This is a genomic window from Gordonia oryzae, assembly GCF_003797185.1.
Taxonomy (GTDB): Bacteria; Actinomycetota; Actinomycetes; order Mycobacteriales; family Mycobacteriaceae; genus Gordonia; species Gordonia oryzae.
On the sequence record NZ_RKMH01000003.1, the window covers coordinates 169,489 to 182,277 of the forward strand.

Sequence of the window (12,789 nt, forward strand, 5' to 3'; positions counted from 1 at the left end):
CTCAGTCGTAGACCCCCTCCACCACCCAGCCGCCGGAGCGGTAGCACAGCAGCAACGCCCGGGAGTCGTCGAGCAGCACCTGTGCGCGGGCACTGATCGCCTCATGCCCCGATTCCGGACCGGCAGGTTCCAGACCGACCGGCCACGGCCCGGCCCACCACCGCACCTCCCATCCCTGTCGGGAGTGCTCGGGCATCCGGACCATCGTCGGTTCGGCGGTGAACGCGCCTCGCGGGGTGACCTGCACCGGCTCTCCCGCGGGATCGATCACCTCGACCGGCGCGTCGGACGACATCGCCGGTGCCGGTTGGGGCAGGCGGCCCGGCCAGGGCGCCTCCGGATCACCCCCGGGCACTGGGTCTTCGCCGAGAGTGATCATCGAGATCTGTTCGGCGGGACCGCGTCCACCGCTGAGCACGGGTATGCGCACCGCATCGCCGCCGAGCAGGCCCTGCACCCGCTCCATGCTGCGGCGCGCTCGTTCGGTCAGTTCCGGTTCGCCGGGCAGCCCGGCACCGGTCAACGCGTGCTGCAGCATTCCCGCGTCGACGACCTCGACGGGCACCAACCGTAGGACCGCGATCGGTGAATCCGGCCGCGCGTCGCCGGAACCCCGGGTACGACCGCTGGTCATCCATCCCTCGAGTTGCCAGCGGATACGGTCGGCGGTCGCCGACGCGGTGAGCGGTTGGGCACATCGCCAGGTTCGCGAATGACGCTGTCCGCGTTCGGTGATCGCTTCCACTGTCAACTTGGTGCAGGCCACCGACGCACCGACGAGACGCCGGTGCAGCAGTTCGGCGATCCGGCGGCCGGCGAAGGCCGCCGCGTCGATTCGATCGATCAGCGGGTCGCAGGGGTACTCGATCACCAGGTCTTCCGGTAGCGCCTGCGTCGAGGGGGGACGGCCCGGCTGAGCGGTGGCCTGCCGATGTGCGATGACCGCGTCGGCGTCGAATCTCGTGGCGACGTCGGACGCCGCCATCGCGGCGAACGCCCCGATGGTCCGTAGGCCGAGCCTGCGAAGAAGATCGACCAACTCGGTGCGGCCGGGCCCGCACAGGGAGGGTTCGGCCGCGAGGTCGGCGATCGGCCGATCCGCCAAGTGCTCACGATCTCCGCCGGGCGGCACACTGTGTCCGGTGCGCGCGGCAAGAACCGCGGTGAACAGTTCGTCGGCGACGCCGACCTGTGACTCCACTCCGCAGGCGGAAACCCGGTCGATGAGTTCCTCGGCGAGTTCGGCCTCTCCCCCGAACACCCGCGCCGCGCCCGATAGCCGCAGGACCACCAACCCAGGCCGCACCACCTCCATTGCCGGGACCAGGTCGGCGACCGCGGCGGCCACCGGCTCGAACAACCGGCCGTCTCGATGTCCGTCGGCGGCGACGACGGTCATCTCCGGACACACCGATTGCGCCTGCCGTTTACGCATCCCCCGTCGAACCCCGAGCGCCCGTGCCGGGGCCGAGCAGGCGATCACACGATTGGCGTGCAGCACCGCCACCGGGTGTCGGGGCGGCAGATCGGCATCGGCGGCAGCTGCCGTGGCGGGCCAGTCCGGACACCACAGCGCCAGTACTCGCGCCTGCGCGGCCATCAGTTGGCCACCGCGCCCGGCGCGTCGGTGGCCACCGACACCGACGGCGCCACCCGTCGGATATGTACCGCGTTGTCGCCGAATCCCCCTGCGGTGACGTCGATCTCGGCAGAACGTCGGCGGTGGTCGCGACCACCGACGACGACCTGGAGCCGCATGCCACCGACCCGTCCGTAGCCCCGATGGGCACCGGCAAGATCGGCGGCCTCCGGGCCGTGTCGATAACCGACCACCCGCGCATCCATTCTGGTGTGGACGCCGGGCCAGTCGCCGTCGACGACCACCAGCGACGAACCCTGTTGCCGCGCACGGCCCCCGACCACTCGGCTCCGCGAGGGTGCGACGGTGATCCCGCCCAGCCCCACCACGACCACGTCCATGCCATCGAGGAGCACCGCGGCCACTTCCACCGGGTCGATACCCGGGTCGGGGACCACCACGATCCGACGCAGATCGGCGCCCATCTCCACCGCGGCGAGCAGATTCAGGCGCGGCATCCCGACGATGCCCACCTGGTGTCCCGCGTGCGTAAGAGTGGCGATCATCGCCATCAGCAGCGACCGCGCACCCCGGTAGCCAACCACCGTGCCCCGGGCGATCCCGTGCTGTCCTGAGCTCGGGTCATTCCCGATTCCGCTGCGGGGCAACAGGTCCGCGATGGCTTCCGGTAGGGCGAATACCTCGACCGGCCCCGGTTGTACCGAGCGCCTGTCGGGCATCCCCGACATCACCGCCATCTTTCGGCGCAGGGAGTCGAGGGTGTCGGTATCCGCACGTCCCGACCCTTCTCGCCCACCCCGATCCAGTGGCACCACACTCATGACACACCCCTTCCGGCCAGCGCACACAATGCTCGGCGGGCCGGGAAGTGCCACACCATCGCGTCCCATCCGACTCGGGGAAGCACCCCGTGGATCGAATGTTTTTTCGATGTCCCGATCGTACGACGCGGCTCCGACAGTCCGCAACCGCGCAGGTCGGCCGAGCTTCTTGCCGAAGAAATCAAGACCTTCCCCAGGGAAATCCTCCCGAGAACGACCGGGCACCCCGGCAGAACGCGCGACTCAGAATAACGTGAGCGCTTGTGCCAGTTCGGGTTCGGCCACCAGATCGTCGACCCCGGAATGCTGTTCCGGGTGCCCCAGACGTGAGCCCGACGACCCGGCCAACCCGTGACGCGCCGCCATCGGCCGCATCCGTTCCCGCAGCCATGACGAATACTCCGGGGTGACGTAGGCGCCCCGCCCGTAGAGCGTGCGATATCGGCGGATGAGCGCCGGGTGATGTTCGGCGAGCCAGGTCAGAAACCACTGCTTGGTGGCACCGCGCAGATGCATCGGGATGACGGTGACACCCGACGCCCCGACCTCAGCGAGCGAGGCGAGCAGCGCGTCGAGGTGCGCGCTGGAGTCGGTCAGGTACGGGATCACCGGGGCAACCATGACGTGCGGGGCAAACCCGGCCTCGGCGATGTCGCGGATCAGTGCCAGCCGCGCCGCGGGCGACGGCGTCCCCGGTTCGATCTGCTTCTGCAGCTCGACATCATGAAAGGCCAGCGAGATGCTCAGCGACACCGGCACCTGCCCGGCGGCCTGACGCAGCAAGGGCAGATCGCGCCGTAGCAGTGTGCCCTTGGTGAGGATCGAGAAGGGCGTGGCCGATTCCGTCAGCGCCGAGATCACGCCGGGCATCAGCCGATAGCGGCCCTCGGCGCGCTGATAGGGGTCGGTGTTGGTGCCCAGCGCCACCGGTTCCCGACGCCAGGACCGACGCCGCAATTCCTTGCGCAACAGCGCGGCCACGTTGAGTTTGACCACGACCTGCGAGTCGAAGTCCCGGCCTGCGTCGAGCTCGAGGTATTCATGAGTGGGCCGGGCGAAGCAGTACCGACAGGCATGGGTGCACCCTCGAAAGGTGTTGACCGTGTAGGTGAACGGCAACCCGGACTGCTCGGGCACCCGGTTGAGCGCGCTCTTGGCGAGGACCTCATGAAAGGTGATGCCTTCAAACTCCGGGGTCTGCACCGATCGCACCAGCCCCGCCCGACCCAAACCCGGCAGGGCACCATCGTCGGCTTCGACAGCCTGCTCGGACCAACGCATACCCGGAGTCGAACACATGTGCTACACCATGTCAAGATGGCGGGCCGGTACCCACTCCCCTTTTCGACGGACAGCCCAGCTCACGCCGGGCGGTACGCCTGCGCGCCCCGGCTATCATCGCTGTCATGCCCGCCGACGTCGACAGCCACCGGACACCCGGCCCCAATTTCTTGGTGGCCGGACGATATCGGCTCGTCTCGCGCATCGGCGGCGGTGGCATGGGCACGGTCTGGCTCGCCCGCGACCAACTCCTCGATCGCGAGGTGGCCGTCAAACAGGTCCTCTCCACCGAGGGATTATCGGAGGACTCCGCGGAAACCGTTCGGCAGCGTGCGATGCGCGAGGGCCGGATCGCAGCCCGACTGAGCCACCGCAACGCCATCGCCATGCACGACGTCGCCCTCGACGGCGGCGAGCCCTGGCTGGTGATGGAGTATCTGCCCTCACGCAGCGTCGCCCAAATCCTGCATGCCACCGGCACTCTCGAGGTCACTGAGGCCGCGAAGATCGGCGCACAGGTCGCCGACGCGATGGTCGAGGCGCACGCATCGGGAATCATCCACCGCGACATCAAACCCGGCAACGTCCTCATCGCCGAGGGCGGGCGTCACGCCGGGCTGGTCAAGATCACCGACTTCGGCATCTCCCGCGCCAAGGACGATGTCACCCTCACCCAGACCGGCCTGATCACCGGCACCCCAGCCTATTTCGCACCCGAGGTCGCACGCGGCGACGAGCCGGCCGAGCCGTCGGATGTGTACTCTCTCGGTGCCACCATCTACACGATGGTCGAGGGCGAACCGCCGTACGGCGTCGATGACAACTCGCTGGTGATGTTGCATCGGGTGGCGCGTGCGCAGATCACTCCGATGAAGCGGGCCGGAGCACTCGAATCAGTGCTGTTGCGGATGCTCGAGCCGAGCCCTCGGCGCCGCGTCTCGATGGCGCAGGCGCGTGACGAACTCGCCCGGATCGCCGCGGGTGAACACGGCTCTACCGAGCAGGTCCTGACCGGCCTTGTCTCCCGATCCAACCTCGCGCGCAACACCCGGCCCCGTACGGCACCACCCGGACCACCACCGGCGTCGAGCACTTCACCCCGCAGTATTGCCTCGAATCCCGCTGCACCACAACACCATTACGATCCCACACGGGTGGCGACGCCCCCGCCCCACGATCTGGCCCGAGTACCCGGCTCGATGTCCCATCCCGGTGCTCAGCCACCGAGGCAGTATTCGCCGCGCTATCCGACGGCACCGTCCTACAGCAGCGCGATGCCGCCGCTCGGTCCACCCGCGCCGCACCGGCAGACCTCGCCGGGTGTGCTTGCCGCGGTGGTGTTCTTGTTCTTCGTCGTCCTCGCCGCCATCATCGTGCTGGTGATCGCGATCGTCTGATCAGAGCACTCGTCCATCACGCATCTCGGCCGGATCCGGGCGAGGCACGGTTCACCCGATGTGACGGGTTGCCGCCCATCGGGTGAGCGCATTCCGGTTGGACTGCTGAGTCTTTCGGAGCACGTTGGAGGCGTGCGTCTCCACGGTCTTGATCGAGATGAACAGTTCTTCGGCGATCTCGCGGTAGGTGTATCCACGTGCGAGCAGCCGCAGGACCTCGAGTTCCCGTCGGGTCAGCGAGTCGAGTTCGGGGTCCAGTTGCGGCTCCGGCGTGGACGACTTGCCAGTGAAGGAGTCCAGCACGAATCCGGCCAGACGCGGGCTGAACACGGCGTCGCCCTCAGCGACCCGACGGACCGCGTCGGCGAGTTCGCTCCCGTCGATCGTCTTGGTCACGTAACCACGGGCACCGGCGCGGATCGTGGCGATCACGTCCTCGGCCGCATCGGACACCGACAACGCCAGGAACACCGGGGTATCGGCACCCAGCGCGTCGGTCACCCCACGCAGCACCGCGACCCCACCACCGGCGGGCATGTGCACATCGAGTAGCACCACATCCGGTCGCAGACGGGTGATCCCGGCGATCGCCTCGGCGACCGTGCCCGCCTCGCCGGCGACCGTCAGACCGTCCTCGCCGGCGAGTTCGGCCCGTACCCCCGACCGGAACACGCCGTGATCATCGACGAGGAACACCCGGTAGTGCCCGTTCTGCGGCGCTTCGATGGTCATGATGCCTCTCCGTGGTCGGTACTCGGATCGTCGGTGGCGTGATGGTCGGTGGCGTGATGGTCGGTGCCGGAGTGGTCGGGGCCGGTGCGGTCGGAACCCGGGTGCCCCACGCCGCGCCGGCCAGGAGTGCCAACAATCGAGGGACCCTCACCGGAAATGGAGGTATCCGAATCCTTTTCGAGATCGGCCCCAGCCTTCTCGTCCTCGTGCGGGACGGAGCCCCCACGGGGCATGGTGACCCGCACATTGGTGCCACGCTCGGGCGCCGAGCGGATCGACACCTGCCCGCCGACGCGCTCGGCGCGGGCCCGGATCGACCGTGCGATGCCCTGACGATCGCCGTCGACCCGGTCGGGATCGAAACCGACGCCGCGATCGCGCACGTACACCTCGACCTCGTCGTCGCCGACCTCGAGGTAGACATCGATCTTGCGTTCACCGGAGTGCTTGGCCGCGTTGATCAGTGCCTCCCGGGTCACCCCGATCAGCGCGGGCCACCGTTTCGCGATCGACTTGTCGGTCTCCTCGTCGGGCCGCAGATCGCCGACCGTCACCACCTCGACCTCGATGCCGTAATGGTCTTCGATCTCGCCGGCCACGCTGGTCACTGCGGCAACCAGGGACCCACCGCGCTGCGCCGGGTCACCGAAGAGCCACGCTCGCAATTCTCGTTCCTGGCCGCGGGCCAGTCGTGCGACCTCCTCGGGCTTGGCGGCCTGCTTCTGGATGAGGGCCAGAGTCTGCAGCACCGAGTCGTGCAGGTGTGCGGCGATCTCCTCGCGTTCGGCATTGCGGATGCGCGCGGCCCGTTCTTCATTGAGGGCGCGCCACATTCGCATCCAGAGCGGTACCGTTAGCAACAGCACGCCCAGCAACGTCGCTCCGACCGCGAGGAGCGTCGTGCTCAGTCCGCCGAAGTTTCGGGTGCCGGCAAACACGATGACGACCAAGCCCCCGATCACCAGTACCGCGCCACCGGCCAGTCGTGTCCAGGTCAGGAGCGGACCGTGCGGGGGAGTACGCGCGGAGGTGTCGAATTCACGCCAGACCAGGCTCGCTCCGACTGCCACGAACACCAGGGGCACGAGATAGGTGGCGGGCGTACCGGATGCGGCGAAACCCACCACGCTCATCGCGACCAGCCCAATGAGCGCGAGTCCCCACGCCTGCCTGCGCTCGGCCGGGCCGGGAGCAGCGACGTCCTCGCCCGGCGGGCAGAAGAACCACAACAGTGCGTAGGCGAGCGCGCCCGCCCCGGCCATCGCGGTCAGTACGACGAAGACGACACGGACCCGGAATGCGTCGACGCCGAGGTGATCGGCGACGCCGCCGGCGACGCCGCCGATCACGCGACCACCGCTGCGGCGCATCAGCCGCTGCGCACGCTCGACCTCGGTTGCCATGGCGTCGATATTTCCATGATCGTCGGTACCGGGCATCAGGGTTCACCCCGGTACCGACCCCGAAGACCGCGACGTCGGCCGACGTCGGCGACGCGTCGACCCGGGCGGATCTCAGGGTCGGTCCCCGATGTGTGGTCGCGCCCAACCGAGCACGATGAGTGCCATGGACACCACGCAGCTTCGGACGCAGCTCGAACGGCTCTGGACCACACGGCCCACCAGGCCGGCTTCTCCGCGCAGAATCGCCGGTGTGTGCACGGGCATCGGCGAGCGCTACCGTGTCGACCCGACGCTGGTGAAGGTGGCGTTCGTGGTGGCAGCCGTCTTCGGCGGCAGCGGGGTGCTCCTGTACCTCGCGGCATGGATCGCGTTTCCGTCCACCCCCCACGCACGCACAGACGCCATCGGCGGCGCCTCCCACGGGTGGCACAACAATCCGACGGTGATCCTGTGGGTGGTTGTCGTGATCGTCGTGTCGTCGGTGTTCTCGCGTGGCCCTTGGGGTTCGGGCGGAATCGTCGGCGGAATCCTGATGCTCATCGGATGGTGGTTGCTGTTCCTACGCACGCCCGAACCGACAGATACCAGCGTGTCGACCGTCTCGGCGCCGGAACCGCCGCAACGATTCGTCCGCTGGGCCCCGCGCGCGGTACGAACCGGTGTGACAACCACGGCAACCACGGCATCGGCGTCGGTACCCGGCGCACCGGGTGCGGTCGATCTGGCCAAGCCCACGGGGAGGGTCACCGCATCACCGACGAGCACCACAGCCCCGACTCCGGCCGCACCGACCGATGTCATCGAGGCCACACCCCCGTCCTGGGATCCGCTCGGGGCCGCCCGATTCGCCTGGGATCTCCCCGAACCCACCGCACCGGCTGGGCCACCGAGGCCGCCTGCCGCACACCGCCGATCTGCGCTCTCATTCATCGTGGTCGGCATTGCGGTCCTGGTGGTCGCAGGCGGGATCGCCGCCCACGGACTCGGCGCCGACTGGTTCACCCTGCCACACGTGCTGTCCCTGGCGTTGGCCGTGATCGGAGCGGGCGTGCTGGTCAACGGGCTGCGTCGGCAATCCACACACTCGCACCCAGGGGCGTTGATACCACTCGCGACCGGACTCTGTGCCGCGGTGATCGTGACCACGTTGCTCGCCGGCGTCGCCTCCGGTGACCACCGGCTCGGTATGCCCAGCGGCGGTGTCGGCAAACGGTACTGGAAACCGATGAGCGAGAGCGCCATCCGCGACGAGTACACACTGACCATGGGCAGCATGACGCTCGATCTCCGAGCCGTCGACCTGACGACCGAGAAGACCGTACACCTGCGCGACGGAGTCGGCGAGATCGTCGTCGAGGTGCCCGCCGGGATGAACGTCCGGGCCGAATGCACAGCAGGCGTCGGCGACTATTCCTGCCCCGAGGGACTCGACGGCGGCAGCGACGGCACCTCCGGCCCCGTGCTCACCATCGACGCCCACACCAATGTCGGCAGTGTGAAGGTGCAGCGATGAACACCTCCGGCAACCCCTGGACAGGAGTCGATATGAAAAGCGCGACACCATCATTCGGCAATGGCGACCCCAGTGATACCGACCACGGCGACACCGTCCATACACCACAGCGTCGGGCCCCCGTGGTGGCGGTGATCGGGCTCGCTACCCTGCTGGTGGCCGGCTGGGGACTCGCCGACGGGCCAACGCTGCCCGACCCGGCGACCATCGGTTGGGCCCTCGTCGGGATCGCCGTCGCCGTCGGCACCCTGCTCATCGCGACCGGAGCGCGGTCGGCCCGGTCGCGCTGAAGGTCGGCGTGATACGGGTTTCACCGCAGCGCGGTACTCACCACCCGACGGCGCTCATCGACGCGGTACGGCGCGCCTACTCCCACTCGATCGTGCCCGGCGGCTTGCTGGTGAGGTCGAGGACGACACGGTTCACGTCGGGGACCTCGTTGGTGATGCGGGTGGAGATGATCTCGAGGACCTCATAGGGCACGCGGGTCCAGTCGGCGGTCATTGCGTCCTCACTGGAAACCGGACGCAGGACGATCGGATGACCGTAGGTGCGGCCGTCGCCCTGCACGCCGACGCTGCGCACATCGGCGAGCAGCACCACCGGACACTGCCAGATCTGCGAGTCGAGCCCCGCTGCGCTCAATTCCTCGCGCGCGATGAGATCGGCCTTGCGCAACATGGCCAGCCGCTCCGCGGTGACCTCCCCGACGATGCGGATCGCCAGACCCGGGCCCGGGAAAGGCTGACGCGCAACGATCTCCTCGGGCAGACCGAGCTCACGACCAACGGCGCGCACCTCGTCCTTGAACAGCAGGCGTAGCGGCTCGACGAGACTGAACTCGAGATCCTCGGGCAGCCCGCCGACGTTGTGGTGGCTCTTGATGTTGGCCGTACCACTCCCACCGCCGGACTCGACGACATCCGGATACAGAGTGCCCTGCACCAGGTAGTCGACCTGCTGTCCGCCCTCGGCGTGATCGCCCAGCACCTCACTCACCGCGCCCTCGAAGGAGCGGATGAACTCGCGGCCGATGATCTTGCGTTTCCGTTCCGGATCGCTGACCCCGGATAGCTCACGCAAGAAGGTGTCGGCGGCGTCGACGGTGACCAGTTTCGCGCCGGTGGCACCGACGAAGTCGTGTTGCACCTGCTCACGCTCGCCCGCGCGCAACAACCCGTGATCGACGAACACACACGTCAGCCGATCACCGATCGCACGCTGCACCAGGGCCGCGGCGACCGCGGAATCCACCCCGCCGGACAGACCACAGATGGCCAGACCGTCGCCGATCTGGTCAGAGACCTGGTCGATGAGGGCGTCGGCGATGTTGGCGGCGGTCCAGTCGGCCGCAAGCCCGGCGATCTCGTAGAGGAAGCGTGTGAGGATCTGCTGGCCGTGCGGGGTGTGGAGCACCTCCGGGTGGTATTGCACCCCGGCCATCCGGCGCCCGACATTCTCGAAAGCGGCAACCGGCGCACCGGGCGTCGAGCCGGTGACGGTGAACCCCTCCGGCGCCTCCTGCACGGCGTCGTTGTGGCTCATCCACACCGGCGAAGTGCTGGACAGGCCCTGGTGCAGGAGCCCCTCGTCGGTGAGAGTCAGTGTGGTGCGGCCGAATTCGCGCCCACCGGTGTTGGCCACCCGGCCGCCCAGTGCGGCGGCCATGGTCTGGAATCCGTAACAGATGCCGAAGACCGGGATGTCGAGGTCAAGGATCGCCGGATCGAGTCGCGGTGCGTCCTCGGCGTACACCGACGCGGGCCCACCGGAGAGGATCAGCGCCACCGGATCCTTGGCCTTGAACGCCTCGATACCCGCGTCGTGCGCGATCACCTCGGAGTAGATCCGTGCCTCCCGGACACGGCGCGCGATCAACTGCGCGTACTGGGCACCGAAGTCGACGACGAGCACCGGGCGCGGGCCGTCGATGAATCCCTGCGAATCGGTCACGGGGCGAGTCTAGTGGCACCGCCGGACAGCGAGCGGTTCACCCTGCGCGCCCTGGCGGATCGCACGCCCCGATCGTCGTGGAATACTCATCATTCGCAATGACTACTTCTGATACCCGTCCCAGTGCCTGGTCACTGACCATCGCCGACATCACCCAGGCGGCGGTGTTCGCCGCGCTGATCGCCGCACTCGGCCTGCCCGGCACTATCACCGTGGGCACCGCCGGCGTGCCGATCACCTTCCAGACGCTCGGCGTGATGCTCGCCGGGGCGATCCTCGGCCCCAAGAAGGGCACGCTGTCGGTAGTCATCTTCATGGTGCTCGCGATCGCCGGTCTGCCGATCCTCTCCGGTGGCCGTAACGGCTTGACGGCGTTGAGCTCCCCCACCGCGGGCTTCTTCGTCGGCTTCGGTCCGGGAGTGATCGTCATCGGCGTACTGACCGCGCTGATGATGTGGACGCGCACCCGATCGCAGGCGGTGCCGCGGTATCGGGTGTTGCCCGGCATCGTGATCAACATCATCGGCGGCATCCTCGTGGTGTACATCTGCGGCACCATCGGCCTGATGATCCGCGCCGACATGACGCTATGGGCGGCGATCGCCGCGAACGGCTGGTTCATCCTCGGCGACACGATCAAGGCCGTCGTCACCGCTGTGGTCGCCGCGCAGGTCCACCGCGGATGGCCGGGTCTGATCGGCCCGCTGCGGCGACCGACCCGCGAGGCCTCCCCGTCGAACTGACCGCGACCGGACCGCCATCGTGATCGAGTTCTGCGACATCACCCACGCCTTCGGTGCCCGCACAGTGTTGCGCGAGGTGTCACTGACCCTGCCGGAACACCGAATCGGGATCGTCGGCGCCAACGGAAGCGGCAAATCGACCCTGGTGCGAATGATCAACGCGCTGGTCATCCCCGACCACGGCAGCGTGACCGTGAACGGGATCGACGCACGACACCACAAGCGGCGCGTCCGACGTGAGGTCGGCTTCATCTTCTCCGACCCCGACCGGCAGATCATCATGCCGACCGTCGCCGAGGACATCGAACTCTCCCTCACCCGCACCGATCTGAGCAGAACCGAACGCGCCGAACGCACCCGGACGGTGCTCGACCGGTTCGGATTGGCCGACCACGCCAACTCCCCCGCCGGACGGCTCTCCGGCGGCCAGAAACAACTCCTCGCCCTGGCATCGGTGTTCGTCACCCAACCTGCGGTGATCGTCGCCGACGAACCGACCACCTTGCTGGATCTGCGCAACGCCCGCATGTTGCGCACGGTGTTCGCCGGACTGACCGAGCAACTCATCGTCGTCAGTCACGATCTCGATCTCGTCGCCGACTTCGACCGCGTACTGGTGATGGACGACGGACGCATCGTCGCCGACGACGAGCCCACACCGGCGCTGCGTCACTACCGGAAGATGATGACGTGAATCCGCCGGGCACCTACCATCCGGGACACTCACCGCTGCACCGGCTCTCGCCGGGAATCAAGCTGACCGGACTCGCTGCGGCGATCCTGGCGATCTCGCTGGCCGTACGCTCACTGTCCGCGCTGGGCATTGCCGCACTCGCCGTGGCGGCGCTCTACGCACTGGCCGGGATCGGCCCGGTCATCGCCTGGCGACAGTTCCGGCCCACCCTGTGGATCCTGGTGTTCATCTTCGCTTTCCAGTCGATCGTCACCGACGCCCGGCGCGCCGTGCTCGTGTGCGCAATCCTGGCACTGTCGGTGCTGCTGGCGGCGGTGGTCACCCTGACCACCCGGACCACCGACATGCTCGACTCTGTGACGCGCGGACTGCAGCCCTTGCGGCGCTTCGGGGTTCGTACCGACCTCATCGCGATCGCCCTGGCACTCACGATCCGCACGATCCCCCTGATGGTCGAGATCGCCGGTCAGGTCGACGAGGCCCGACGGGCTCGCGGCCTTCGCCCCGGACCGCGAATCCTGGTGGCGCCCATCGTGCTCAGCGCCCTGCGTACCGCCGATGGATTTGCCGAAAGCCTCTCGGCACGCGGCCTGGACTGACCGCCCGCTCGCTACGCTCCCGGCGCCGAACCCACCCGGCCCGCTCGCTACGC

12 protein-coding genes are annotated in these 12,789 nt (G+C 68.3%); 6 read left to right on the top strand and 6 right to left on the bottom strand.

What is annotated here, in order from left to right; genetic code table 11:
* Position 1: 1 nt before the first annotated feature.
* The 3 genes from EF294_RS04970 to EF294_RS04980 form a co-directional block, all read right to left on the bottom strand.
* Positions 2-1,600: a DNA polymerase Y family protein gene (locus EF294_RS04970; protein ID WP_123926208.1), complete on the bottom strand. Its 1,599-nt coding sequence runs from the start codon at positions 1,598-1,600 to the stop codon at positions 2-4.
* The gene (locus EF294_RS04975) at positions 1,600-2,421 is read right to left on the bottom strand and encodes a hypothetical protein (protein ID WP_123926210.1); all 822 of its coding nucleotides are present in this window, start codon (positions 2,419-2,421) and stop codon (positions 1,600-1,602) included. Before EF294_RS04975 ends, EF294_RS04970 begins: the two co-directional genes overlap by 1 nt.
* Before the next feature lie 243 nt (positions 2,422-2,664).
* A complete protein-coding gene (locus EF294_RS04980; protein ID WP_123926213.1) occupies positions 2,665-3,702 on the bottom strand; it encodes an Rv2578c family radical SAM protein in 1,038 nt (345 codons plus the stop codon).
* Between the two features lie 125 nt (positions 3,703-3,827).
* Here EF294_RS04980 and EF294_RS04985 point away from each other — a divergent pair, with 125 nt between their 5' ends.
* Positions 3,828-5,099 carry a serine/threonine-protein kinase gene (locus tag EF294_RS04985; RefSeq protein WP_123926216.1) on the top strand — a complete coding sequence of 424 codons (1,272 nt, stop codon included), beginning with the start codon at positions 3,828-3,830 and terminating at the stop codon, positions 5,097-5,099.
* A 51-nt stretch (positions 5,100-5,150) separates the two neighbouring features.
* Here EF294_RS04985 and EF294_RS04990 read toward each other — a convergent pair whose 3' ends face one another.
* Positions 5,151-5,831, bottom strand: coding sequence for a response regulator (locus EF294_RS04990; RefSeq protein ID WP_123926219.1), 681 nt, complete (start codon positions 5,829-5,831; stop codon positions 5,151-5,153).
* Positions 5,828-7,234 (bottom strand): ATP-binding protein, encoded by a 1,407-nt coding sequence (locus tag EF294_RS04995; RefSeq protein ID WP_123926222.1) that lies wholly within the window; start codon positions 7,232-7,234, stop codon positions 5,828-5,830. The genes EF294_RS04990 and EF294_RS04995 overlap by 4 nt, the downstream gene beginning before the upstream one ends.
* Before the next feature lie 163 nt (positions 7,235-7,397).
* On the opposite strand from EF294_RS04995, the gene EF294_RS05000 reads away from it, so the two are divergent.
* Together EF294_RS05000 and EF294_RS05005 are read left to right on the top strand one after the other, a co-directional pair.
* Positions 7,398-8,747 carry a PspC domain-containing protein gene (locus EF294_RS05000; protein WP_123926225.1) on the top strand — a complete coding sequence of 450 codons (1,350 nt, stop codon included), beginning with the start codon at positions 7,398-7,400 and terminating at the stop codon, positions 8,745-8,747.
* On the top strand, positions 8,744-9,037 hold the full coding sequence (locus EF294_RS05005) for a hypothetical protein (protein WP_425459396.1): 294 nt from the start codon (positions 8,744-8,746) through the stop codon (positions 9,035-9,037). The genes EF294_RS05000 and EF294_RS05005 overlap by 4 nt, the downstream gene beginning before the upstream one ends.
* 76 nt (positions 9,038-9,113) lie before the next feature.
* Here the strand turns inward: EF294_RS05005 and guaA are convergent, their stop codons facing one another.
* A complete protein-coding gene (guaA, locus tag EF294_RS05010) occupies positions 9,114-10,700 on the bottom strand; it encodes a glutamine-hydrolyzing GMP synthase (protein ID WP_123926228.1) in 1,587 nt (528 codons plus the stop codon).
* Between the two features lie 98 nt (positions 10,701-10,798).
* On the opposite strand from guaA, the gene EF294_RS05015 reads away from it, so the two are divergent.
* Genes EF294_RS05015 through EF294_RS05025 form a run of 3 tightly spaced genes read left to right on the top strand, consistent with a single transcriptional unit; the run spans position 10,799 to position 12,736 of the window.
* Complete coding sequence (locus tag EF294_RS05015) at positions 10,799-11,443, top strand: biotin transporter BioY (RefSeq protein WP_123926231.1); 645 nt, start codon at positions 10,799-10,801, stop codon at positions 11,441-11,443.
* A gap of 19 nt (positions 11,444-11,462) precedes the next feature.
* Complete coding sequence (locus tag EF294_RS05020; protein WP_123926234.1) at positions 11,463-12,137, top strand: energy-coupling factor ABC transporter ATP-binding protein; 675 nt, start codon at positions 11,463-11,465, stop codon at positions 12,135-12,137.
* Complete coding sequence (locus EF294_RS05025; protein WP_123926238.1) at positions 12,134-12,736, top strand: energy-coupling factor transporter transmembrane component T family protein; 603 nt, start codon at positions 12,134-12,136, stop codon at positions 12,734-12,736. Before EF294_RS05020 ends, EF294_RS05025 begins: the two co-directional genes overlap by 4 nt.
* Positions 12,737-12,789: the final 53 nt, after the last annotated feature.

What these genes read in the sequence shown, in the direction of transcription:
- EF294_RS04970 (WP_123926208.1), bottom strand. Translation starts at nt 1,600, where the DNA reads ATGGCCGCGCAGGCGCGAGTACTGGCGCTGTGGTGTCCGGACTGGCCC.
- EF294_RS04975 (WP_123926210.1), bottom strand. Translation starts at nt 2,421, where the DNA reads ATGAGTGTGGTGCCACTGGATCGGGGTGGGCGAGAAGGGTCGGGACGT.
- EF294_RS04980 (WP_123926213.1), bottom strand. Translation starts at nt 3,702, where the DNA reads ATGCGTTGGTCCGAGCAGGCTGTCGAAGCCGACGATGGTGCCCTGCCG.
- EF294_RS04985 (WP_123926216.1), top strand. Translation starts at nt 3,828, where the DNA reads ATGCCCGCCGACGTCGACAGCCACCGGACACCCGGCCCCAATTTCTTG.
- EF294_RS04990 (WP_123926219.1), bottom strand. Translation starts at nt 5,831, where the DNA reads ATGACCATCGAAGCGCCGCAGAACGGGCACTACCGGGTGTTCCTCGTC.
- EF294_RS04995 (WP_123926222.1), bottom strand. Translation starts at nt 7,234, where the DNA reads ATGGCAACCGAGGTCGAGCGTGCGCAGCGGCTGATGCGCCGCAGCGGT.
- EF294_RS05000 (WP_123926225.1), top strand. Translation starts at nt 7,398, where the DNA reads ATGGACACCACGCAGCTTCGGACGCAGCTCGAACGGCTCTGGACCACA.
- EF294_RS05005 (WP_425459396.1), top strand. Translation starts at nt 8,744, where the DNA reads ATGAACACCTCCGGCAACCCCTGGACAGGAGTCGATATGAAAAGCGCG.
- EF294_RS05015 (WP_123926231.1), top strand. Translation starts at nt 10,799, where the DNA reads ATGACTACTTCTGATACCCGTCCCAGTGCCTGGTCACTGACCATCGCC.